Genomic DNA, 25,334 nt, shown 5'->3' with positions numbered 1-25,334 from the left:
CACACGTACGCACGACAGCCGGCCGGTTCACGAACAGCTTGAGACCGATTGAGGGCAGATGGGTACCGACGAGAAGCTCCGCGAGTATCTGAAGCGCGCCACCGCGGACCTGCAGCAGACCAAGCGGCACCTCCGCGAGCTGGAGGCCAAGCAGCACGAGCCGATCGCCATCGTGGCGATGAGCTGCCGCTACCCGGGCGGGATCAGCTCGCCCGAGCAGCTGTGGGACCTGGTGGCCTCGGGCACCGACGGGATCTCGCTGTTCCCGACCAACCGTGGCTGGAACACCGACGAGCTCTACCACCCGGACCCGGCCACGCCGGGCAAGACGTACTGCAAGGAGGGCGGATTCCTCCACGACGCGGGGGAGTTCGACGCCGACTTCTTCCGGATCAGCCCGCGCGAGGCCCGCGAGACGGACCCGCAGCAGCGCCTGATGCTGGAGACCGCCTGGGAGGCCTTCGAGCGCGCGGGCATCGACCCGCAGTCCCTGAAGGGCAGCCGGACCGGCGTCTTCGCCGGCGTGGTCTACCACGACTACTCGGCGGACAGCGGCACCGGCGGTCTCGCCAGCGTCGCGTCCGGCCGGGTCGCGTACGTGCTCGGCCTGGAGGGCCCGGCGATCACCGTCGACACGGCCTGCTCCTCCTCGCTGATCGCCCTGCACTTCGCCATCCAGTCGCTGCGCAACGGCGACTGCACGATGGCGCTCGCGGGCGGGGTCACCGTGATGGCGACGCCGGTCTCCTTCGTCGGCTTCAGCCAGGACCGCGGCCTGGCCCCGGACGGCCGCTGCAAGTCCTTCGCCGGTGCCGCCGACGGCACCACCTGGTCGGAGGGCGTCGGCATGCTGCTGGTCGAGCGGCTGTCGGACGCCCGGCGCAACGGGCACCCGGTGCTCGCGGTGATCCGGGGCTCGGCGGTCAACTCGGACGGTGCCTCGAACGGCCTGACCGCGCCCAACGGCCCGTCCCAGCAGCGGGTCATCCGTGCCGCCCTGGCGGACGCGCAGCTGTCGGCCGACGAGGTCGACACCGTCGAGGCGCACGGCACCGGCACGACGCTGGGCGACCCGATCGAGGCGCAGGCGCTGCTCGCCACGTACGGCCAGGGGCGTCCGGCCGAACGGCCGCTCTGGCTGGGCTCGTTCAAGTCGAACATCGGCCACACCCAGGCGGCGGCCGGGGTCGGCGGGATCATCAAGTTGGTCGAGGCGATGAAGCACGGCGTGCTGCCGAAGACGCTGCACGTCGACGAGCCGTCGCCGAACGTCGACTGGTCGGTGGGCAACATCGAGCTGCTCACCGAGGCCCGCGCCTGGCCGGACAACGGCCACGCGCGCCGGGCCGGGATCTCCTCCTTCGGGCTGAGTGGCACCAACGCGCACGTCATCGTCGAGGAGCCCCCGGCGGTGGACACCGAGCCGGTGGCCCCCGAGGCGGTGCTGCCGACTTCTCTGGTGCCGGTCCGGGTCTCCGGCCGCAGCGCGCAGGCACTGCGTGGCCAGGCCGCCCGACTGGTGGAACACCTCGAAGCCCGGCCCGCTTTGGGCCTGCTGGACCTCGGCTACTCCCTGGCCACCTCGCGCGCGGCCCTGGAGCACCGGGGCGTGGTCGTCGCGGCGGACCGGAACGAGCTGCTGGCCGGGCTGCGGGCGCTGGCGGAGGGCGAGAAGCCGGCCGGGGTCGTGCAGGGTGTTGCGCAGACCGACGGGCGGACGGCGTTCCTGTTCACGGGGCAGGGGTCGCAGCGGTTGGGGATGGGGCGTGAGCTGGCTGCCGCGTTCCCCGTGTTCGCTTCGGCCTTTGACGAGGTGTTGGCGGCGCTGGGCGGGTCGCTGCGTGACGTGGTGTGGGGTGACGATGCCTCAGAGCTGAACCGCACGGTGAACACGCAGGCCGCGTTGTTCGCGGTCGAGGTGGCGCTGTTCAGGTTGGTGGAGTCGTGGGGTGTGCGGCCTGACTTCGTGTCGGGTCACTCGGTGGGTGAGATCGCGGCGGCGCATGTGGCCGGGGTGCTGTCGCTCGCGGATGCCGCCAAGTTGGTGTCGGCGCGTGGTCGGCTGATGCAGGAACTGCCCGCCGGTGGTGCGATGGTGGCGATTCAGGCGACGGAGGCGGAAATCCTGCCGCTGCTGACCGACGAGGTGAGCATCGCGGCGGTGAACGGCCCGCGTTCGGTGGTGGTCTCGGGTGACGAGGCGACCGTGCTGGAGATCGCCGAGGGCTTCGAGCGGACCAAGCGGCTGAGCGTGTCGCACGCGTTCCACTCGCCGCTGATGGACCCGATGCTGGACGAATTCCGCGCTGTGGTCGGCGGGTTGACGTTCGCCGAGCCGAAGATCGCGGTCGTTGCGAGCGGAAGCTTTACGGACCCCGAGTACTGGGTGAGCCACGTCCGCGACGCGGTGCGCTTCGCCGACAACGTGCGGGAGTTGGAGTCGCGCGGTGTCACCACCTTCGTGGAGATCGGCCCCGACGCCGTCCTCACCGCAGCCGGAGCGGACTGCGTCAGCGCCGACTCCGAGGCGGTCTTCGTCTCCACGCTGCGCCGCGAGCGCGGTGAGGAGCGCGAGCTGCTGACCGGCCTGGCCCGCGCCCACGCGCAGGGTGTCACGGTGGACTGGGTCGCGTACTTCGGCGGCCGGGGTGCCACCCGGATCGACCTGCCGACGTACGCGTTCCAGCGCCGTCACTACTGGGCGGACAGTCAGCCCACCGAGTCCGCCGCCACCCCCGCCAGGGCTGCGGATCCGCTGGAGTCGGCGTTCTGGGATGCCGTCGAAGGCAAGGAACTCCCGCTCTTCGCCGACCAGTTGGGTGTCGACTCGGCGGATCTCGGCAAGGTGCTGCCCGCGATGGCCGCCTGGCGTCGGAGCCACCGGGAGCAGGCGCAGGTCGACTCCTGGCGCTACCGGGTGGAGTGGCAGCCGGTCGGCGAACTGTCGGGCGGGCCGCTGTTCGGTGCCTGGCTGGTGGCCGTCCCGGCGGGTCGGCTGACGGACGACCTGGTGGTCGGTGTGCTGGCGGCGATCGGCGAACGCGGCGCCCACGCCGTGCCGTTCGAGGTCGCCGACGAGGACCGGGCGGCGCTGGCCGGCCGGCTGGCCGGCGGCGAGCCGGTGCTGGGCGTGCTGTCCCTGCTCGCGCTGGACGACGCCCCGCACCCCGTACACCCCGAACTCTCCCGAGGGCTGGCCGCGAGCATCACGTTCGCTCAGGCGCTCGGGGACGCCGCACTCGGCGTGCCGCTCTGGGCGGTCACCGCCGGTGCCGTCGCGGTGGACGGTGCGCAGGAGACCGCGGTGCCGTCGCAGACGGCGGTCTGGGGTCTCGGCGCCAGCCTCTCGCTCGACCACCCGGACACCTGGGGCGGCCTGGTGGACCTCTCGCCGACCGCCGATCAGCTCTCGCTCTCCCGGCTGCTGGACGCCGTCACGGCGACCGGCGGCGAGGACCAGCTGGCGATCCGTCAGGGCCGGGTGCTCGGCCGCCGGATGGTCCGCTCGCCGCTCGGCGATCAGCTGACAGCTCAGGACACCTGGCAGCCGCACGGCACGGTTCTGATCACCGGCGGCACCGGCGGTCTCGGCGCGCACGTGGCACGGGAGTTGGCGGCCGAAGGCGCCGAGCACCTGGTGCTCACCAGTCGTCGCGGCCGGGACGCCGCCGGCGTGGACCGGCTGATCGCCGAACTGACCGCGCTCGGCGCCGAGGTGACGGTGGCGGCCTGCGACGTGGCCGACCGCGCCGCGCTGGCCGCCGTCCTGGCCGAGGTGCCCACCGACCGGCCGCTGACCGCCGTGGTGCACGCCGCCGGGGTGGCTCAACGGATCGCCCCGCTCGGCGAGTTGACCGTGGCGGAGTTCGCCGAGGTCGGCCGGGCCAAGGTGCTCGGTGCCGTCCACCTGGACGAGCTGCTGGGCGACAGCAAGCTCGACGCCTTCGTGCTCTTCTCCTCCGGCTCCGCCGTCTGGGGCAGCGGCAACCAGGCCGCGTACGGCAGTGCCAACGCCTTCCTGGACGGCCTGGCCCAGCGGCGCACGGCGCAGGGTCGGCCGGCCACCGCGATCGCCTGGGGCTCCTGGGACGGCGGCATGGTCGACGCCGAACTCGGCGCCCTGATGCGGCGGATCGGCGCACCCGCGATGGCGCCGGAGCTGGCGATCACCGCGCTGCGCCGCGCGGTCGGCCAGAACGAGAGCAACGTCGTGGTGGCCGACTTCGACTGGTCGCGGTTCGCCCCGACCTTCACGGTCGCGCGGCCCCGGCCGCTGCTGGACGCCATCCCGGAGGTCCGTGCCGCGCTGGCCGGTCCATCGGAGGCGGACCAGGCGGGCGGCACCTCGGGTCTGGTGGAGCAGCTCGCCGCGCTGTCCGAGCCGGAGCAGAGCCGCACCCTGCTCGACCTGGTCCGCAAGCACGTCGGCGGCCTGCTCGGGTACGACGACCCGGCGGCGCTGGAGGCCGGCCGCTCCTTCGAGGACCTCGGCTTCGACTCGGTCGCGGCGGTCGACCTGCGGGAGTCGCTCAGCGCGGCCACCGGCCGGAAGCTGCCCACCTCGATGGTGTTCGACCACTCGACGCCGCTGGCCCTCGCCGAGTACCTGCGCAAGGAGCTCTGCCCGGTCGGCGGGGTGCCCGCGGTGCCTCTGCTGGCCGAACTCGACCGCTTCGAGGAGGTCGTGAACGGTCTCTCCGGCGAGGAGATCGAGGCGAGCCGCCTGACCTCCCGGCTGCAGGCCCTGCTCACCCGGCTGAACGAGAGCCTCGGGGCAGGCCAGGGCCCGGACGTCGGCGGGCAGTTGGAGAGCGCCTCCGCCGACGACGTATTCGACTTCATTGACAAGGAACTCGGCCTCGCCTGAGCGGGCAACGGGCTTTAGGACCAAAGGACTCGGTGGGACTGAGATGGCGAACGACGACAAGCTCCTCGATTACCTCAAGCGTGTCACTGCCGATCTGCACCAGACCCGGCAGCGGCTCCAGCAGATCGAGAGCGAGGACCTGGAGCCGATCGCGATCGTCGCGATGAGCTGCCGGTACCCCGGTGGGGTGACCTCGCCCGAGGAGCTCTGGCAGCTGGTCGCGGAGGGCCGGGACGCGGTGACGCAGTTCCCGGCCGACCGCGGCTGGGTCATCGACCACGACACCGACGCCGACAAGTCCGGGACCAGCTACGTCCGCGAGGGCGGGTTCGTCCACGACGTCGCCGACTTCGACCCGGGCTTCTTCGGCATCAGCCCGCGCGAGGCCCTGACCATGGACCCGCAGCAGCGCCTGATGCTGGAGATCAGCTGGGAGGCGCTCGAGCGTGCGGGCATCAGCCCGGACAGCGTGCGCGGCGCCGGGGTGGGCGTCTTCACCGGCTCGGGCATCCAGGACTACGAGGACCTGCTGGACGCCGCGCCCGAGGTGGCCGAGGCCTACATGACCACGGCCAGCGCGTCGTCGGTGATCTCGGGCCGGGTCTCCTACGTGCTCGGCCTGGAGGGCCCGTCCCTCTCGGTCGACACCGCCTGCTCCTCCTCGCTGATCGCGCTGCACCTGGCCGCCGAGGCGCTGCGCCGCAAGGAGTGCACGCTCGCGCTGGCCGGTGGCGTGATGGTGATGTCCACGCCGTCGCCGTTCATCGCTTTCAGCCGCCAGCGCGGCCTGGCCCCCGACGGCCGCTGCAAGGCGTTCTCGGAGTCGGCTGACGGGACCGGCTGGTCCGAGGGCGCCGGCGTGCTGCTGCTGGAGCGGCTGTCGGACGCGCGCCGCAACGGGCACCCGGTGCTCGCGGTGATCCGGGGCTCGGCGGTCAACTCGGACGGTGCGTCCAACGGCCTGACCGCGCCCAACGGCCTTGCCCAGCAACGGGTGATCCGGCAGGCGCTGGCCAACGCCGGGGTGCCCGCGGGTCAGGTCGACCTGGTCGAGGGGCACGGCACCGGCACCACGCTGGGTGACCCGATCGAGGCGCAGGCGCTGCTCGCCACCTATGGCCAGGCCCGCCCCGAGGAGCGGCCGCTCTGGCTCGGTTCGATCAAGTCCAACATCGGTCACGCCCAGGCGGCGGCCGGTGTCGGCGGTGTGATGAAGATGGTCATGGCGATCCGTCACGGCCTGATGCCCGAGACCCTGCACGTCACCGAGCCGTCCTCGCACGTCGACTGGTCGGCGGGCAACGTCCGGCTGCTGACGGAGGCTCAGGAGTGGCCGGATCACGGCTACCCGCGCCGGGCCGGCGTCTCGGCCTTCGGTGTGAGCGGCACCAACGCGCACGTCATCATCGAGCAGGCCCCCGAGGCGGAGCCCGCCGCCGAGCCGGTGGTGCGGCCCGAGCCGGTGGCGGGAGTCCCGGTGCCCTGGCTGCTGTCCGCCCGGAGTGCGGACGCGCTCCGTTCCCAGGCCGCCCGGCTGACCGAACACCTCGGCGACGCCGACGAGTTCGACCCGCGCGACGTCGCGTTCTCGCTGGCCACCTCGCGGGCGGCGCTGGAGCACCGGGCGGTCGTCCTCGCGGGCGACGGCGCGGCGGCGCTGCGCGGACTGGCCGCCCTCGCGGAGGGCGGGCAGGGCGCCGGAGTCGTCAAGGGCGTGGTGGGGGAGGGCCGGACGGCGTTCCTGTTCACGGGTCAGGGGTCGCAGCGGCTCGGGATGGGGCGTGAACTGCACGCTGCTTTCCCGGTGTTCGCTTCGGCTTTTGACGAGGTGTTGGCGGAGCTGGGTGGTTCGCTGCGTGATGTGGTGTGGGGTGAGGACGCCGACGAGCTGAACCGGACGGTGAACACGCAGAGTGCGCTGTTCGCCTTCGAGGTGGCGTTGTTCAGGTTGGTGGAGTCGTGGGGTGTGCGGCCCGACCTCCTGGCCGGGCACTCGGTGGGCGAGATCGCGGCCGCGCACGTGGCCGGGGTGCTGTCGCTCTCCGACGCCGCCAAGCTGGTGTCGGCGCGTGGTCGGCTGATGCAGGAACTGCCCGCCGGTGGTGCGATGGTGGCGATCGAGGCCACCGAGGCGGAGATCCTGCCGCTGCTGACCGACCTGGTGAGCATCGCGGCGGTGAACGGTCCGCGCTCGGTGGTGGTCTCGGGTGACGAGGCCACCGTGCTGGAGATCGCCGCTCGCTTCGAGCGGACGAAGCGGCTGAGCGTCTCGCACGCGTTCCACTCGCCGCTGATGGACCCGATGCTGGATCAGTTCCGCGCCGTGGTCTCCGGGCTGACGTTCGCCGAGCCGAAGATCCCGGTCGTGGCCAGTGGCAGTGTCACCGACCCCGAGTACTGGGTGAGCCACGTCCGTGACGCGGTCCGGTTCTCCGAGAACGTCCGGTACCTGGAGTCGGTCGGGGTCTCGCGGTTCGTCGAGATCGGCCCCGACGGCATCCTGACCGGGGTGGCCCCGCAGTCCACCCAGTCCGAGAGCGCGGTGTTCGTCGCGCTGTCGCGCCGGGACCGCTCCGAGGCGGACGCGCTGCTCACCGGGCTGGCCCGGCTGCACACCGCCGGTGTCGGCATCGACTGGTCGGCGTTCTTCGCCGGTTCCGGCGCCGAGCGGATCGACCTGCCGACCTACGCCTTCCAGCACGCCCGCTACTGGATCGACGCCCAGCCCACCCTGGCGGACGTGACCTCGGCGGGCCTGGACTCGGCCGATCACCCGCTGCTCGGGGCCGCCGTGACGCTGGCCGACACCGACGGCGTGGTGCTGACCGGCCTGCTGTCGGTGGGGTCGCAGAAGTGGCTGGCCGACCACGTGGTCGGCGGCTCGGTGCTGTTCCCCGGCACCGGCTTCGTCGAGCTGGCGATCCGGGCCGGTGACCAGGTCAACTGCGACCTGCTGGACGAACTGACGCTGGAGGCGCCGCTGGTGCTGCCCGAGAGCGGCGCCGTGCAGGTGCAGGTGGTGGTCGGCGCCGCCGACGACACCGGGGCCCGCAGTGTGACCTTCCACTCGCGCCGCCAGGGCGCGGCGGCCGACCTGCCGTGGACCCGGCACGCGACCGGTGTGCTGGTCCCCGGTGCCCGGCGGACCGGCGAGGAGCTGACGCAGTGGCCGCCGGCCGGTGCCGTTCCGGTCGAACTGGGCGGTCTGTACGAGGGGTTCACGGCGGCCGGGATGGCCTACGGGCCGGTGTTCCAGGGCCTCCAGGCGGTCTGGCAGCTCGGCGACCAGGTGTTCGCCGAGGTCGCCCTGCCCGAGCAGGCGCGCTCCGACGCCGAGCGGCTCGCCCTGCACCCGGCCCTGCTGGACGCCTGCCTGCACGCGGCCGTGTTCACCGGCGCGATCGGTGAGCAGGGCGCGCTGCCGTTCGCGTGGTCCGGCGTCTCGCTGCACGCGGCCGGCGCGGCCGTGGCGCGGGTCCGGCTGACCCCGACCGGCACCGGTGGCGGCCTCGCGCTGGCCGTCGCCGACGGCGAGGGCCGCCCGGTGGCGTCCGTCGACTCGCTGGTGCTGCGGCCGATCTCCGGCGAGCAGCTGGCCGCCGCCCGGTCCGGGGCGCAGGACTCGCTGTTCCGCCTGGACTGGGCGCCGGTCACCCTGGACGGACCGGCCGAGCCGGTGGCGTACGCCGACTGGGCCCGGGTCGCCGACGGTGGCGCGGTCCCGGCCGTGGTGACCCTGGAGATCGCGGGCGGTTCGGACGCCGAGGCGGTCCGTACCGCCACGTACCGGACCCTCGAGGTGCTGCAGAACTGGCTCGCCGACGAGGACCGTTTCGCGGACGCGCGCCTGCTGGTGGCCACCCGTGGCGCCGTGGCGCTCGCGGGCGAGGACGTCACCGATCTGGCCGCCGCCGCAGCCGCGGGCCTGGTGCGGTCGGCCCAGTCCGAGAGCCCCGGGCGCATCCAGCTCGCGGACGTGGACGGGGAGTTGGACGCGGCGACGGTCGCCGCGGTCGTCGGCAGTGGTGAGCCGCAGGTGGTGGTGCGCCAGGGCGTGCTGCGCGCGGCCCGGCTGGCCCGGGTCACGGCGGCCGCCGAGCAGGGCGTCACGCTGGACGGCGAGGGTACCGTCCTGGTCAGCGGTGCCACCGGCGCGCTGGGCGGACTGTTCGTCCGGCACCTGGCCGCCGAGTACGGCGTGCGTAAGCTGCTGCTGGTCAGCCGGCGCGGCGCGGATGCTCCTGGCGCGGCCGAACTGGCCGCCGAACTCAACGAGTTGGGAGCGGAGGTCGCGTACGCCGCCGTGGACCTGGCGGACCGTCAGGCCACCGCCGAGCTGCTGCGGGACGAGCCGCTGATCGGTGTGGTGCACATCGCCGGTGTGCTGGACGACGGTGTGGTCGGCTCGCTCACCCCCGAGCGGATCGACGCGGTGCTCCGCCCGAAGGTGGACGCCGCGCTCAACCTCCACGAGCTCACGGCGGACCGGGAGTTGGCCGCGTTCGTGCTCTTCTCCTCGGCCGCCGGTCTGCTCGGCGCGCCCGGCCAGGGCAACTACGCGGCCGCCAACTCCTTCCTGGACGCGCTGGCCGCCCACCGCCGAGCCAACGGCCTGACCGCGCACTCGCTCGCCTGGGGCCTGTGGGACCAGGCCGGCGGCATGGCCGGGAAGCTGGCCGGTGCGGACCGCTCCCGGATCTCCCAGGGCGGGATGTTCGCCCTGTCGGCGGAAGAGGGCGTGCAGGCCTTCGACGCCGCGCTGCTCACCAGCGAAGCGATCACCGTGCCGACCCGCTTCGACCTGGCCTCGCTGCGCGCGCAGGGCGAGGGCCTTGCCGAGGTCTTCCGCGGCCTGGCCCCGGCCGCGCGCCGCCGCAAGGCGGGCGCGAAGACCGAGAGCGGCGCGCTGCAGCGCAAGCTGGCCTCGCTGCCGGAGGACAAGTGGCCGTCGGCGCTGCTCGACCTGGTGATCGGAACGGCGGCCGGCGTGCTCGGCCACCCCGACCCCAAGGCGGTCGACCCGGACCGGCACTTCCAGGACCTCGGCTTCGACTCGCTCACCGCCGTGGAGTTCCGCAACAGCCTGACCGAGGCCGTCGGCCGCCGGCTGCCGGCCACCCTGGTCTTCGACTACCCGACGCCGGTCGCCCTGGCGGCGTACCTGCTGGAGGCCGTGCGCGGGGCGAAGACCGAGATCGCCGCGGTCGTCTCCACGGCCTCGGCGACGGACGACGAGCCGATCGTCATCGTCGGCATGGCCTGCCGGTTCCCGGGCGGCGTGGAGTCGCCGGAGGACCTCTGGCGGCTGGTGGCCGACGGGGTCGACGCGGTCTCCGACTTCCCGGTCAACCGTGGCTGGGACACCGCACAGGTCTACGACCCGACCGGCGAGCGGGCCAACACCACGTACACCCGCGAGGGCGGATTCCTGCACGACGCGGACGAGTTCGACCCCGCGTTCTTCGGGATCGCGCCGAACGAAGCGCTCTACATGGACCCGCAGCAGCGGCTGCTGCTGGAGACCTCCTGGGAGGCGTTCGAGCGGGCCGGGATCGACCCGGCCACGCTGAAGGGCAGCTCGACCGGCGTCTTCGCCGGGATGATGTACCACGACTACGCGGCCAACAACAGCACGGGCGCGATCGCCTCGGGACGGGTGTCCTACGTCTTCGGCCTGGAGGGCCCGGCCGTCACGATCGACACCGCCTGCTCCTCCTCGCTGGTCGCGCTGCACCTGGCGGCCCAGGCGCTCCGTTCGGGCGAGTGCTCGCTGGCGCTGGCCGGTGGTGTCGCGGTGATGTCCACCCCCGAGGTGTTCGTCGAGTTCAGCCGGCAGAAGGGCCTGGCCAAGGACGGGCGCTGCAAGTCCTTCGCGGACGCGACGGACGGCACGGGCTGGTCCGAGGGCGTCGGCATGCTGCTGGTCGAGCGGCTGTCGGACGCGCGGCGCAACGGGCACCCGGTGCTCGCGGTGGTCCGCAGTACGGCGATCAACCAGGACGGTGCGTCGAACGGCCTCACGGCGCCGAACGGTCCCTCGCAGCAGCGGGTGATCCGGCAGGCGCTGGCCAACGCGGGTCTGACCACCGCCGACGTGGACGCGGTCGAGGCGCACGGCACGGGTACGACGCTGGGTGACCCGATCGAGGCGCAGGCGCTGCTGGCGACGTACGGCCAGGACCGGCCGGCGGACCAGCCGCTGTGGCTCGGTTCGATCAAGTCGAACCTGGGTCACACCCAGGCGGCGGCGGGCGCCGGCGGCATCATCAAGATGGTCGAGGCGATCCGCAACGGCGTGCTGCCGAAGACCCTGCACGTGGACGCGCCGACGACCAAGGTGGACTGGACCGAGGGCAACGTCCAGCTGCTGACGGAGAATCGGGACTGGCCGGAGACCGGGCACCCGCGCCGGGCCGGCATCTCCTCCTTCGGGCTGAGCGGCACCAACGCGCACGTCATCATCGAGCAGGCCCCGGCGGAGGTGGAGCAGCCCTCGGTTGCTGCCGCCGGTCTGCCGGTGCTGCCGCTGGTGGTCTCCGCGAAGAACCCGGAGGCGCTGCGGGCGCAGGCCGCCCGGCTGGCCGAACACCTCGACGCGGGCGAGGAGTTGGACCCGGTCGACGTCGGGTACTCGCTGGTGTCGACGCGGGCGGTGCTGGAGCACCGGGGTGTGGTGGTCGGCGCGGACCGGGACGAGCTGCTGGCCGGGCTCTGGGCCCTGGCGGACGGGCGGACCAGCCCGGGTGTGGTGAGCGGTTCGGGGCGGTCGCGTGGGCGGACGGCGTTCCTGTTCACGGGTCAGGGGTCGCAGCGGTTGGGGATGGGGCGTGAGCTGCACGGTGCGTTCCCGGTGTTCGCGGCGGCGTTTGACGAGGTGTTGGGTGAGCTGGGCGGGTCGCTGAGTGATGTGGTGTGGGGTGACGATGCGTCGGAGCTGAACCGGACCGTCCACACGCAGAGTGCGCTGTTTGCCTTCGAGGTGGCGCTGTTCAGGTTGGTGGAGTCGTGGGGTGTGCGGCCTGACTTCGTGTCAGGGCACTCCGTGGGTGAGATCGCGGCTGCGCATATGGCGGGGGTGCTGTCGCTCTCCGACGCCGCCAAGCTGGTCTCCGCGCGTGGTCGGCTGATGCAGGAACTGCCCGCCGGTGGTGCGATGGTGGCGATCGAGGCCACCGAGGAGGATGTGCTGCCGCTGCTGACCGACCTGGTGAGCATCGCGGCGGTCAACGGCCCCCGTTCGGTGGTGGTTTCGGGTGACGAGGTCACCGTGCTGGAGATCGCCGCTCGCTTCGAGCGGACCAAGCGGCTGAGCGTGTCGCACGCGTTCCACTCGCCGCTCATGGACCCGATGCTCGATGAGTTCCGTGCGGTGGTTTCCGGGTTGACGTTCGCCGAGCCGTCGATCGCGGTGGTGGCAAGCGGCAGCTTCACCGATCCCGAGTACTGGGTGGCCCATGTCCGCGACGCGGTCCGGTTCGCGGACAGCGTCCGGGAGTTGGAGTCGCAGGGGGTCTCCCGCTTCCTGGAGATCGGCCCCGACGGCATCCTGACCGGGCTGGCCCAGCAGAGCGTGGAGTCCGAGGAGGCCGTCCTCGTCCCGACACAGCGCCGGGACCGTTCGGAGGCGGCCACCTTCGTGACGGCGCTCGGGCGGCTCTTCGCCGGCGGCGTCGAGCTGGACTGGGCCGCCTACTTCGCGGGCAGCGGTGCCCGGCGGGTGGATCTGCCGACCTACGCCTTCCAGCGTCAGCGCTTCTGGGTCGACACCAACGAGTACCTGGCCGACTCCTGGTTCGGCGGGGACACCACCAACATCTCGTCCGCCGGGCTCCGTTCGGCCGAGCACCCGCTGCTCGGCGCGGTGGTCACGCTGCCGGATGCCGGCGGTGCGGTGCTGACAGGGCGGCTGTCGATCGACACCCACGCCTGGATCGCCGACCACGACGTGCTGGGCAACGTTCTGCTGCCGGGCACCGGCTTCGTGGAACTCGCCATCCGGGCGGGTGACCAGGTCGGGTGCGACGTGCTGGAGGAGCTGACGCTCCAGGCGCCGCTGATCCTGCCGCCGGGTGCCTCGGTGCAGGTCCAGGTCGCGGTCGGCGAGGCCGACGGTTCGGGCGCCCGGACGGTGACCGTGCACTCGCGCATCGAGGGCGACGAGGGCGGGGACTGGACGCTGCACGCCGAGGGTGTGCTGATCTCCGGTGCCGCAGCGCCGTCGTTCGACTTCTCGGAGTGGCCGCCGGCCGGAGCCAAGGCCGTCGCCACCGGCGACGCGTACGAGGTGCTGCTCGCCCAGGGCTACGCCTACGGCCCGGTGTTCCAGGGGCTGAAGGCCGCCTGGCAGCGTGGTGACGACCTGTTCGCCGAGGTGGCCCTGCCGGCCGAGGCCCACGCGGAGGCCGCTCGCTTCGGCCTGCACCCCGCGCTGCTGGACGCCGCGATGCACGCGATCCTGCTCGATGCCGGTGACCGTCCCGACGGCGAGCCCGTCCTGCCGTTCTCGTGGAACGGCGTCACCCTGCACGCCGCCGGGGCCAACGAGGTCCGGGTACGGATTTCGCAGGTCGGGCCCGAGCACAACATCGCTCTCGCGGTCGCCGATGGTGTGGGTACGCCCGTGCTCTCGGTGCGGTCGGTGGTGGGGCGGCCGGTGTCGTCGGAGCAGTTGTCGGCGGGTCGTGGTGTGGAGTCGTTGTTCCGGGTGGAGTGGCCGGTGGTTTCGGTCGGTTCCGGTTCGGGTGCGTTGCCGGCTTGGGGTTCGTCGGCCGGTGATGCGGCGGCGGTGGTGTTGGAGTGTGTGACGCCTTCGGGTGGTGTGCCGGGTGCGGTGCGGGAGTTGGCCGGTCGGGTGCTGGGTGTGGTGGGGGAGTGGCTCGGTGACGAGCGCTTCGCCGACTCGCGTCTGGTGGTGTTGACGCGCGGCGCGGTGGTCGCCGGGGACGGCGATGTGGTGGATGTGGTGCAGGCTCCGGTGTGGGGTCTGGTGCGCGCCGCCATCGCCGAGAACCCGGGCCGGTTCGTGCTGGTGGACTGGGACGGTGCGCCGGAGTCCGGGGCCGCGCTGAGTGCGGTGGTGGCCTCGGGTGAGTCGGAGGCGGCGGTCCGGGCCGGTGTGGTGCGGGTGCCGAGGTTCGCGAAGGTCGTCGCGGTCGAGGGCGTCGTGCCCTCGGTGGTCGACGGCACGGTCCTGGTGACCGGCGGTACCGGTGGTCTCGGTGCGCTGGTGGCCCGCCACCTGGTGGTCGAGCACGGCGCTACCAGCCTGCTGCTGACGAGCCGTCGGGGCCTGGAGGCGCCGGGGGCACGGGAGTTGGTGGCCGAGCTGGCTGAGCTCGGCGCGGCGGTCGAGGTCGCGGCGTGTGATGTGGCGGATCGTGCGGCGGTGCGGGAGCTGCTGTCTTCGCTGGAGCGTCCGTTGGCGGGTGTGGTGCATGTCGCCGGTGTGATGGACAACGGGGTCGTCACCTCGGTGACGCCGGAGCGTCTGGATGCGGTGCTGGCGCCGAAGGTGGACGCCGCCTGGCATCTGCACGAGCTCACCGCTGGCACCGAGTTGGCGTTCTTCGTGATGTTCTCCTCGGCCGGTGGCATGGTGCTGGCGGCGGGTCAGGCGAACTACGCGGCGGCCAACACCTTCCTGGACGCCCTCGCCGTCCAGCGCCGGGCAGCCGGTCTGCCGGCCACCTCGATGGCCTTCGGTCTCTGGGGCGTCACCACCGGCATGAGCGGTGCGCACTCGATCGACGAGGCCGAGCAGCGGATGGCGAAGCTGGGCCTCCCGGCCCTGCCGCAGGCCGAGGGCCTTGCTCTGTTCGACGCCTCGATCGCGACCGGCGAGGCCGTCCTGGTCCCGCTCCGGATCGACCCCAAGGCCCTTCGTACGCAAGGTGATTCGCTGCACAGCCTGCTGCGCGGGCTGGTCCGGGCCCCGGCCCGGCAGGCGGCGCGGGCGGGTGCCGGCGGCGGATCGGCGGTCGGGCAGCAGCTCGCCCGCCTCGACGCCGCCGAGCGCGGACGGGCCCTGCTGGAGCTGGTGCGGACCGAGGTGGCCTCGGTCCTGGGCCACGCCTCCATCGACGCGGTGGAGCCGGACCGGGCGTTCAAGGAGCTGGGCTTCGACTCGCTCAGCGCGGTCGAACTGCGCAACCGCCTCAACACGGTGATCGGCATCCGGCTCTCGGCGACCCTGGTCTTCGACTACCCGAGCGCCCAGGCGGTCGCCGACCACATCGGCGAGACCCTGGCCGGCACCGAGGCCGAATCCGCCGCCCCGGTCGCGGTGGTGACGCCGCTGACCGACGACCCGATCGTGATCGTCGGCATGGCCTGCCGCTACCCGGGCGGCGTCGAATCACCGCAGGACCTCTGGCAGTTGGTGCTCGACGGGGTCGACGCGGTGTCGGACTTCCCGACCGACCGCGGCTGGGACCTCGACGCGCTCTACGACCCGGAGCCGGGCAAGGCGGGCCGCACGTACACCCGTACCGGCGGATTCCTGTACGACGCAGCCGACTTCGACGCCGACTTCTTCGGGATCTCCCCGAACGAGGCGGTCACCATCGACCCGCAGCAGCGCCTGCTGCTGGAGGCGTCCTGGGAGGCGATCGAGAACGCGGGCATCGACCCGCTCACGCTGAAGGGCAGCCGGACCGGTGTGTTCGGCGGCGTGATGTACCACGACTACGGCCTCGGTCCGGAGGCCGCCACGACCAGTGGCGGCAGCCTGGTGACCGGCCGGGTCGCCTACACCCTGGGCCTGGAGGGCCCGGCCGTCACGGTGGACACCGCCTGCTCCTCCTCGTTGGTTGCTCTGCACATGGCCGTCCAGGCGCTCCGCTCGGGTGAGGTGTCGCTCGCGCTGGCCGGTGGTGTGGCGGTGATGTCCACGCCGGGCATGTTCATCGACTTCAGCCGCCAGCGCGGGATGGCCAAGGACGGGCGCTGCAAGTCGTTCGCCGAGGCGACCGACGGCACGGGCTGGTCCGAGGGCGTCGGTGTCCTGCTGGTCGAGCGGCTGTCGGACGCGCGGCGCAACGGGCACCCGGTGCTCGCCGTGGTGCGGGGCAGCGCGATCAACCAGGACGGCGCCTCGAACGGTCTGACCGCGCCGAACGGTCCCTCGCAGCAGCGAGTGATCCGGCAGGCGCTGGCGAACGCGGGCCTGTCGACCGCCGAGGTCGACGCGGTCGAGGCGCACGGCACGGGCACCACGCTCGGTGACCCGATCGAGGCGCAGGCGCTGCTGGCCACGTACGGTCAGGACCGGCCGGCGGACCAGCCGCTCTGGCTGGGTTCGATCAAGTCCAACCTGGCGCACGCCCAGGCCGCCGCCGGCGTCAGCGGCATCATCAAGATGGTCGAGGCGATCCGCAACGGTGTGCTGCCGAAGACCCTGCACGTGGACGCGCCGACCTCGAAGGTGGACTGGACCGAGGGCAACGTCCAGCTGCTGACGGAGCGTCGGGACTGGCCGGAGACCGGCCGTCCGCGCCGGGCCGGCATCTCGTCCTTCGGGCTGAGCGGCACCAACGCGCACGTGATCATCGAGCAAGCCCCGGCCGAGGCGGCGCAGCCGGTTACCGTGGCGGCCGAACTGCCCGTGGTGCCCTGGACGGTGTCGGCGAAGAACGTGGACGCGATCCCGGCCCAGGCGGCCCGGCTCGCCGACTACGTCGAGGCCCGGCCCGAACTGGCCCCGGCCGACCTGGGGTTCTCGCTCGCGACCTCGCGCTCCGCGCTGGACCACCGGGCGGTGGCCGTCGGCGCCGACCGGGACGAGCTGATCGCCGCACTGCGCGAGCTCGCGGCGGGCGGTGGCAACGTCACTCCGGCCCGGCCGGGCGCGCAGGTGGCGTTCCTGTTCACGGGTCAGGGGTCGCAGCGGCTCGGGATGGGACGCGAACTGCACGCCGCCTTCCCGGTGTTCGCCGCCGCCTTCGACGAGGTGCTGGCGGAGCTGGACGGTTCGCTGCGCGAGGTGATCTGGGGCGAGGACGCCGATGAGCTGAACCGCACCGTCAACACCCAGAGCGCGCTGTTCGCCTTCGAGGTCGCGCTGTACCGCCTGGTGCAGTCCTGGGGTGTGCGGCCCGACTTCCTGGCCGGGCACTCGGTCGGTGAGATCGCCGCCGCGCACGTCGCCGGGGTGTTCTCGCTCAAGGACGCCGCCAAGCTGGTCACGGCCCGCGGCCGGCTGATGCAGGAACTGCCCACGGGCGGTGCGATGGTGGCGATCGAGGCCACCGAGGAGGAGATCCTGCCGCTGCTGACCACTGACGTCAGCATCGCGGCGGTCAACGGCCCGCGCTCGGTGGTGGTCTCGGGTGACGAGGCGACCGTTCTGCGGATCGCCGAGGGCTTCGAGCGGACCAAGCGCCTGAGCGTCTCGCACGCCTTCCACTCGCCGCTGATGGACCCGATGCTCGACGAATTCCGCACCGTGGTCGGCGGGTTGACCTTCACCGAGCCGAAGACCCCGGTGGTGACCACTGGCAACGTCACGGACCCGGAGTACTGGGTCAGCCACGTTCGCGACGCGGTCCGGTTCGCCGACAACGTCCGGGAGTTGGAGTCGCGCGGGGTCTCCCGCTTCGTGGAGATCGGCCCCGACGGCATCCTCACCGGGCTGGCCCAGCAGAGCGTCGAGTCCGACCGCGCGCTGTTCGTCGCGGCGGCCCGCAGGGACCGCCCGGAGAGCACAACTCCGGTCATCGCGCTCGCCCGCCTGCACGCCGCCGGTGTGGCGGTCGACTGGCCGGCCTTCTTCGCGGGCTCCGGTGCCCGGCGGGTGGATCTGCCGACGTACGCCTTCCAGCGGACCCGCTACTGGGTGGACGCGCTGGCCGGGGTGAACGACGTCGCTTCCGTCGGCCAGGACGCCGTCGAGCACCCGCTGCTCGGCGCGTCCGTCGAACTCCCGGACGGTGCGGGCCTGGTGCTCACCGGGCGGCTGTCCACCGGGGCGCAGTCCTGGCTGGCCGATCACGTGGTGGGGGAGACGACGCTCTTCCCCGGCACCGGCTTCGTCGAACTGGCGATCCGGGCCGGTGACCAGCTCGGCTGCGGAGTGCTGGAGGAACTGACGCTCCAGGTGCCGCTGGTGCTGCCGGAGCGCGGGGGCGTCCAGCTCCAGGTCGCGGTCGGCGCGGCGGACGGGACGGGTGCCCGTCCGGTCACCATCCACTCCCACCTGGAGGGTGACGAGGCGACGGGCTGGACCCTGCACGCCGAGGGTCTGCTCACGGACGAGACCCGGGCGCCTTCCTTCGACCTGACCGCCTGGCCGCCGAGCGGCGCGACGGCGGTGGACATCGAGGACGGGTACCGGCGACTGCTGGACATCGGCTTCGGCTACGGCCCGGTGTTCCAGGGCCTGCGCGCGGTCTGGCAGGACGGTGACGCGATCCTCGCGGAGGTCTCGCTGCCGGCCGAGGCGCACACGGAGGCCGCTCGCTTCGGCCTCCACCCGGCGCTGCTGGACGCCTGCCTGCACGCGGCGATCCTGGCCAACGACGGTGCGGACGGCGAAGGCAGGGTGCTGCCGTTCTCCTGGTCCGGTGTCGAGCTCCACGCGGCCGGTGCGGCCGCCGTCCGGGTCCGGATCTCGCCGACGGGTGAGAACACCGTGGCGCTGGTGATCGCCGACGCCGTCGGCAACCCGCTGGCGTCCGTGCGCTCGCTGGTCTCCCGACCGGTCACCGACGAGCAGCTGGCGGCGGGCCGGACGGCCTTCCACGACAGCCTGTTCACCCTGGACTGGACTCCGGTGACCCCGGCCGCCCACGCCGCCCCGGTGTCCGCCGTGGACTGGGAGACCGTCGCGGCGACCGGTGCGGCGGTGCCCGAGGTGGTGGTGCTGCGGGTCGAGGGCGGCAACGACGCGGAGGCGGTCCGTACCGCCACCCACCGGGTGCTCGCGGTGCTCCAGACCTGGTCGCAGGAGGAGCGCTTCGCCGCCGCCACGCTGGCGGTGCTCACCCGGGGCGTCGTCGCGCTGCCGGGGGAGGACGTCACCGACCTGGCGGGTGCGGCGGTCTGGGGCCTGGTCCGGGCCGCGCAGCTGAGCGACCCCGAGGGCATCGTGCTCGCCGACCTCGACAGCGGACCGGCCGGGGAGGCCACGGCGCTCGCCGCCGTACTGGCCACCGGTGAACCGCAGGTGGTGGTCCGGGGCGGTACGGTCCTCGCGGGCCGGCTGGCCCGGGTGCCGGTCGCTGACGGTGCGTCGGTCGCTGACGGTGTGTCGGGCGCGCCTGCCACCCGCTTCGACCGGAGTGCCACGGACCCGGTGCTGGTGACCGGCGCGACCGGTCTGCTGGGCCGGTTGGTGGCCCGTCGCCTGGTGACCGAGCACGGGGTCCGCAGCCTGCTGCTGGTCAGCCGGCGCGGTGCGGCGGCCGACGGGATGTCCGAGCTGCGGGCCGAACTGGCCGGGCTGGGCGCCGAGGTGGAGATCGCCGCCTGTGACGTCTCCGACCGGGAGTCGGTGGCCACGCTGCTGACCGGCCGTCAGCTCTCCGGCGTGGTACACCTCGCGGGTGTGCTGGACGACGGTGCGATCGGCTCGCTGACGCCCGAGCGGATGGACCGGGTGCTGCGCCCGAAGGTGGACGCGGCGCTCAACCTGCACGAGCTCACCAGCGGGATGGACCTGACCGCCTTCGTGCTCTTCTCCTCGGCGGCCGGCACGCTCGGCAACGCGGGGCAGGGCAACTACGCGGCGGCCAACGCCTTCCTGGACGCGCTCGCCGCGCACCGGCGGGCCAACGGTCTGCCCGCCCAGTCGCTGGCCTGGGGCCTGTGGGCCGACGGCGGCATGGCCGGCGAGCTGGCCGAGGCCGACGTCCGGCGGATGGGCCGGGTCGGCATCGGGGCGATCCCGACCGAGCGTGGTCTCGAACTCTTCGACGTGGCAGGCACCTTGGCCGTCCCGGCGGTGCTGCCGATCCGGCTCGACCTGCGGACCCTGGCCGAGGCGGGCGAGGATCTGCCGCCGGTCTTCCGGGGCCTGGTCCGGGGCCGCCCGCGCCGGGCCGCCGCGGCCGCCGCCGGAGCGGTCTCCGTCGACGGCCTGCTGGCCCGGCTGAACGGCCTCCCGGCGGCCGACCGCGCGGACGTTCTGCTCGACCTGGTGCAGACCCAGGCGGCCGCGATCCTCGGCCACGCCGGTGGCCACGCGGTCGAACCCGACCGCGCCTTCAAGGAGTTGGGCTTCGACTCGCTGTCGGCGGTCGAGTTCCGCAACCAGGTCAACGCGGCCACCGGCCTCCGGCTGCCGGCCACGCTGGTCTTCGACTACCCGAACGCCCGGGCGCTGGCCCTGCACCTCGGTGAGGTGCTGGTCCCGGAGACCGGGGCCGACCAGGTCGGTGCCGTCGGCACCGAGGAGGACCGGATCCGCCGCATCCTGCGGGAGATCCCGCTCGACCGGCTGCGGGCCGCGGGCCTGCTGGACGAACTGCTGGACCTGGACGGCGAGTCGGCCGCCGGCGACGGCGGGGCGGACCAGGACGGCGCGGCGGACCAGGAGGGCTCGCTCGACGGGCTCGACGCCGACAGCCTGATCAGCATGGCCTTCGAGGGCCTCACCATCGACGACTGATCACCTATCGGGCAATGAACGAACACGGAAAGGAATCGGGATAGCGATGGCTCTGGCGCCCAGTGCCAAGGGAAGCGTGCCGTTTCGTGAACACAAGACCTGGTACCGGGTCACCGGAGACCTGAACTCGGGCAAGCCGGTCGTGGTCGCGGTGCACGGCGGTCCCGGCAGCACGCACGACTATCTGCTGAATCTCGCCGAACTCTCGGCGCAGGGCTGGCCGGTGGTGCACTACGACCAGATCGGAAACGGCGGCTCCACCCATCTTCCGGACCGCGGTGCGGATTTCTGGACGGTCGAGCTCTTCCTCGACGAACTGGACAATCTGCTCGGCGCGCTGGGGATATCCGACAACTACGTGTTGTTCGGCCAGTCCTGGGGCGGGCTGCTGGCGGCGAAGCACGCCGCCGGCCGCCCGGCCGGGCTGCGCGGCCTGGTGGTGGCGAACGCCCCGGCCTCGTACCCGCTCTGGCTGCAGGAGGCGAAGGTGCTCCGCGACCAGCTGCCGGCCGAGGTGAACGAGACCCTGATCAGACACGAGGCGGCCGGGACCACCGACAGCCAGGAGTACTTCAACGCGATGATGCCGTTCTACCTGCGGCACGTCTGCCGGATGGACCCCTGGCCACGGGACTTCATGGCCTCGTTCATGGAGGTCTACAACGACCCGACGGTCTACCGGACCATGAACGGGCCGAGCGAGTTCCACGTCATCGGCACCCTGAAGGACTGGGGTGTGACCGACTGCATCGAGCACATCGCGGTGCCCACCCTGCTGATCTCCGGCGCCTTCGACGAGGCCACCCCGGCCACCGTCCAGCCGTACGCGGACCTCATCCCGGACGTCAGCTGGGAGGTCTTCGAGAACTCCAGCCACATGCCGCACCTGGAGGAGCCGGAGCGGTTCCTCGAGGTGCTGAGCGGATACCTGCGCCGGATTCACTGACCGGCGGTCCAGGGGTTGGCGGGCGGGCTAGGGGACGGAACAGGGGGGTCGCCGATTTCGGCCCCGGACTAGTCTCCAGAGTCAGAGCGAGTCAAGTCCCCGAGCTGTCACTGGATTCGCCGGGTTCAAGGTATTCAGGCCGCGTTGCACACCTATGCCGGGGCCCAATCCCCAAGGCGGGCCCATGAGACCGGAGGAATGTCCGAATGTCCCTGCTGACCCTCGAGTTTCCGACCACGGAGCGATTCAAAGCATTCGGTCCAAGACACATAGACGAGATCGCCAGCCGCTACGGACTTCCTGCGCACCTCCAGGAGACCGTCCGGATGATCTCGCAGGTCCTGCCGTTCCGGGTCAACGAGTACGTGCTCTCCTCGCTGATCGACTGGACCAACATCCCCGACGACCCGATCTTCCAACTGGTCTTCCCGCAGCCGGGGATGCTGTCGATCGAGGACGAGAAGCGGCTGAGCGTGCTGTCCGGCGACCCGGCCAACAAGCTCCAGCTGCGGGAGACCGTGCAGGACATCCGCTCGCGGCTGAACCCGCACCCGTCCGGGCAGAAGGAGCTCAACGTCCCCCGGCTGGACGGGGTCGAGCTGGCCGGCATGCAGCACAAGTACCGCGAGACGGTGCTCTACTTCCCCGGCCAGGGGCAGACCTGCCACGCGTACTGCACGTACTGCTTCCGCTGGGCGCAGTTCGTCGGTGACGCGGACCTCAAGTTCGCGGCGCCGGACCCGAGTCAGCTGGTCGAGTACCTGAAGGCGCACCCGCAGGTGACCGACGTGCTGGTCACCGGTGGCGACCCGATGGTGATGTCGACCGAGCGGCTGCGCAGCCACCTGGAGCCGCTGCTGGCGATCGACAGCGTCCGGACCATCCGGATCGGCACCAAGTCGGTCGCGTACTGGCCGCAGCGCTTCGTCACCGACCAGGACGCCGACGAGGTGCTCTGGCTGTTCGAGAAGATCGTCGACTCGGGCCGCAACCTCGCGGTGATGGGCCACTTCAGCCACCCGCGGGAGCTGGAGACCGACATCGCCCGCCGGGCGCTGCAGCGGATCCGCTCCACCGGTGCGCTGGTCTACGGCCAGGCCCCGCTGATCGGCCGGGTCAACGACGACGCCGACGCCTGGGCCGAGCTGTGGCGCCGGGAGCTCGGGGCCGGCGTGGTGCCCTACTACATGTTCGTGGAGCGGGACACCGGCCCGCACGACTACTTCAAGGTGCCGCTGGCCCAGGCGGTCGGCATCTTCCAGGCCGCGTACCGCCAACTTCCGGGCCTGGCCCGGACGGTGCGCGGTCCGGTGATGTCCGCCAAGCCGGGCAAGGTCGCGGTGGACGGGATCGAGGACACCCCGCAGGGCAAGTTCTTCCAGCTGCGGCTGCTCCAGGCCCGTGACCCCGAGCTGGTCGGCCGTCCGTTCCGCGCGCACTTCTCGGAGACCGCCTCCTGGGTGGACGAGCTGGAGCTCGCGGAGACCACGCCGGCCGACATCAGGGCAGCGGTGCAGGGGATCTGAGCAATCCGGGGGGAGGCGGCGGGACCCTCCTCCCGATCCGGGCGCAACTTCTGGCGCACCGGCGGAATTTCAGTGGAAGGAGCTGGCGATGGCCAACCGGAAAGTGTCACCGAACCTGGACCTCAACAACGACGTGGCGGAGCGCCGGACCAGGGGCGAGTCGATCGTCCACCTGGCCTTCGGCGAGGCGCGGTTGCCGGTCCACCCGGCACTGAAGGGGCAGTTGGCGGCCAGCTCCGGGGAGAACGCCTACGGGGCGGTGCCCGGCGGCCGGGCGGTCCGGCGGGAGGCGGCGGGCTACTTCAGCCGCCGCAACCTGCCGACCGAGCCCGAGCAGGTCGTGGTCGCCCCGGGCAGCAAGCCGCTGCTGATGGCGGTTCAGTTCGTCGTCCCCGGCGACCTGGTGATCCCCAAGCCCGCCTGGAACACCTACAAGCCGCAGGGCCTGCTGGCCGGCAAGCAGGTGTACGAGGTGGACATCCCGGCCGAGTGCGGCGGTGTGCCGGATCCGGTCAAGCTGCGGGAGACCGTCCGGGCCGCTCGCGCGGCCGGCGGCAACCCGCGGCTGGTGGTGCTCACCCTCCCGGACAACCCGACCGGCACCGTGGTCTCACCCGAACTCGTACGGGAGATCTGCGCGGTGGCGGAGGAGGAGGACCTCTACCTGATCTCGGACGAGATCTACCGGGACGTGGTGCACGACCCGGCCACCCCCGTGCTCAGCCCCGCCGAGGTGCTGCCGGAGCGGACCATCGTCACCAACGGCCTGAGCAAGACCCTGGCGCTCGGCGGCTGGCGGATCGGTGTGGCCCGGTTCCCCGACAGCACCTGGGGCAACAGCGTCCGGGACGGCGTCATCTCGCTGGCCAGCGAGGTCTGGTCGACGCTGGCCATCCCGATGCAGGAGGTCGCCGCGTACGCCTTCTCCGAGCCGCCGGAGGTGCGCGACCGGTTCGCCCGCAGCGCCCGGCTGCACGGGGCGGTGGCCCGCGCGGTGTACCGGATCATGATCGGCGCCGGCGCCACCTGCCGTCCGCCGACCGGCGGGTTCTACGTCTACCCGGACTTCGAGCCGAAGCGGGCGGTGCTGGAGGCCAAGGGGATCACCGACGCGCAGTCCCTGTTCCGGTACCTGTTCGACGAGTTCGGCATCGTGGTGCTGGCGGGCGACAACCTCGGCGACGACGCCGGGGCGCTGCGCTTCAAGGCCGCCACCAGCCTGCTCTACGGCCACACCCGGGAGGAGCAGCAGCTCGCCCTGGACTCCGAGGACCCGCTGTCGCTCCCGCACATCCGGGACGTGCTGACCCGGATCGAGGAAGCCTTCAGCAAGCTCGTCGGCTGACGGCTGTGGCTGACCGATCCACCAACTCTGAAGGGAACAACCCGAGATGAAGGCCGAAGACCGGCCCGGTACCGCGATCATCTTCCCCGGCATGGGGCCGTCGCAGTTCGCGGACGTGGCGAAGTTCATGCTGCTCAACCCGTTCGCCCGGAAGCTGGTGGCGACCGCCGGGAAGACCCTCGGATACGACCTGCTGGCGCGCTACCGGGCCAGTGAGAGCGACTACTCGGAGTACGCCCAGGTCGCCTTCCTGGTGAACTGCGTCGCCCTCGCCCAGTGGGCCGAGGCCGAGTTGGACACCCGCCCCGAGCTGATCGCCGGGCCGAGCTTCGGCAGCAAGGCGGCCGCCGTGCACTCGGGGTCGCTGGACTTCGCCGAGGCGGTCTGGGCGACCGCCCAGCTGGCCCGCTGCGAGGACGAGTACTTCGCGGTCGAGCACCGGGACATCGTCACCCACTCGTTCACCCGCACCCCGCAGGCCCGACTGGCCGAAGTACTGGCCGAGTTGGACGAGCAGGGGGAGTGGTACGACATCTCCTGCTACATCGACGAGGACTTCTACATGCTCTCGCTGCGCGAGGGCCGGGTGGACTGGCTGCAGGCCCGGCTGCGGGCGATGGGTGGCCTGCCGCTGTACACGATGAACCCGCCGATGCACTCCGCGGCCTTCGGCGCGCTGCGCGACCGGGTCGAGGCGGAGGTGGTCGACCGGCTGACCTTCGCCGACCCGGTGCTGCCGATCGTGGCGGACCAGGACGGCTCGGTGCTCACCACCGGCGCGGGCGTCCGGACGATGATCCTGGACGGCTACGTGAAGCCGGTGCGCTGGCCGGCCGTGGTGGAGACCTTCCAGCGGCTGGGCATCGGCACCGTCCGGGTCTGCGGACCTGACGGTCTGTTCGGCCGGGTCGGCGCGACCACCCGCAACTTCGAGGTGGTCCCGGTCAACCCGCGCAGCGCCATGCAGCCCCGTCGGCGGGCCGCCTAAAAGGAATTCCCTCCGGAATCACCAGGATTCCGGAGGGAATTTCAGGCCGACGTCTCTG

At 72.3% G+C, this 25,334-nt stretch carries 6 protein-coding genes; all 6 read left to right on the top strand.

From position 1 onward, the window contains the following. The first annotated feature begins 58 nt into the window (after positions 1–58). The 6 genes from F4556_RS08175 (at position 59) to F4556_RS08150 (ending at position 25,276) form a co-directional block, all read left to right on the top strand. A complete protein-coding gene (locus F4556_RS08175; protein ID WP_184912941.1) occupies positions 59–4,867 on the top strand; it encodes a type I polyketide synthase in 4,809 nt (1,602 codons plus the stop codon). After that, the gene (locus F4556_RS08170) at positions 4,842–20,471 is read left to right on the top strand and encodes an SDR family NAD(P)-dependent oxidoreductase (RefSeq protein WP_376775670.1); all 15,630 of its coding nucleotides are present in this window, start codon (positions 4,842–4,844) and stop codon (positions 20,469–20,471) included. The genes F4556_RS08175 and F4556_RS08170 overlap by 26 nt, the downstream gene beginning before the upstream one ends. A 46-nt stretch (positions 20,472–20,517) precedes the next feature. Continuing rightward, positions 20,518–21,417 carry a proline iminopeptidase-family hydrolase gene (locus F4556_RS08165; RefSeq protein WP_184912937.1) on the top strand — a complete coding sequence of 300 codons (900 nt, stop codon included), beginning with the start codon at positions 20,518–20,520 and terminating at the stop codon, positions 21,415–21,417. A 206-nt stretch (positions 21,418–21,623) separates the two neighbouring features. Continuing rightward, positions 21,624–22,943, top strand: coding sequence for a KamA family radical SAM protein (locus F4556_RS08160; protein WP_184912934.1), 1,320 nt, complete (start codon positions 21,624–21,626; stop codon positions 22,941–22,943). A gap of 88 nt (positions 22,944–23,031) precedes the next feature. Next, positions 23,032–24,288 carry a pyridoxal phosphate-dependent aminotransferase gene (locus F4556_RS08155; protein WP_184912932.1) on the top strand — a complete coding sequence of 419 codons (1,257 nt, stop codon included), beginning with the start codon at positions 23,032–23,034 and terminating at the stop codon, positions 24,286–24,288. 46 nt (positions 24,289–24,334) lie between these two features. After that, positions 24,335–25,276 carry an ACP S-malonyltransferase gene (locus F4556_RS08150; protein WP_184912930.1) on the top strand — a complete coding sequence of 314 codons (942 nt, stop codon included), beginning with the start codon at positions 24,335–24,337 and terminating at the stop codon, positions 25,274–25,276. The last annotated feature ends 58 nt before the right edge of the window (positions 25,277–25,334 follow it).

Source organism: Kitasatospora gansuensis (assembly GCF_014203705.1).
GTDB lineage: Bacteria > Actinomycetota > Actinomycetes > Streptomycetales > Streptomycetaceae > Kitasatospora > Kitasatospora gansuensis.
The sequence above is the reverse complement of the archived record's forward strand: the minus strand, read 5'-3'. Positions and strand labels throughout refer to the sequence as shown.

What these genes read in the sequence shown, in the direction of transcription:
- F4556_RS08150 (WP_184912930.1), top strand. Translation starts at nt 24,335, where the DNA reads ATGAAGGCCGAAGACCGGCCCGGTACCGCGATCATCTTCCCCGGCATG.
- F4556_RS08165 (WP_184912937.1), top strand. Translation starts at nt 20,518, where the DNA reads ATGGCTCTGGCGCCCAGTGCCAAGGGAAGCGTGCCGTTTCGTGAACAC.
- F4556_RS08155 (WP_184912932.1), top strand. Translation starts at nt 23,032, where the DNA reads ATGGCCAACCGGAAAGTGTCACCGAACCTGGACCTCAACAACGACGTG.
- F4556_RS08160 (WP_184912934.1), top strand. Translation starts at nt 21,624, where the DNA reads ATGTCCCTGCTGACCCTCGAGTTTCCGACCACGGAGCGATTCAAAGCA.
- F4556_RS08175 (WP_184912941.1), top strand. Translation starts at nt 59, where the DNA reads ATGGGTACCGACGAGAAGCTCCGCGAGTATCTGAAGCGCGCCACCGCG.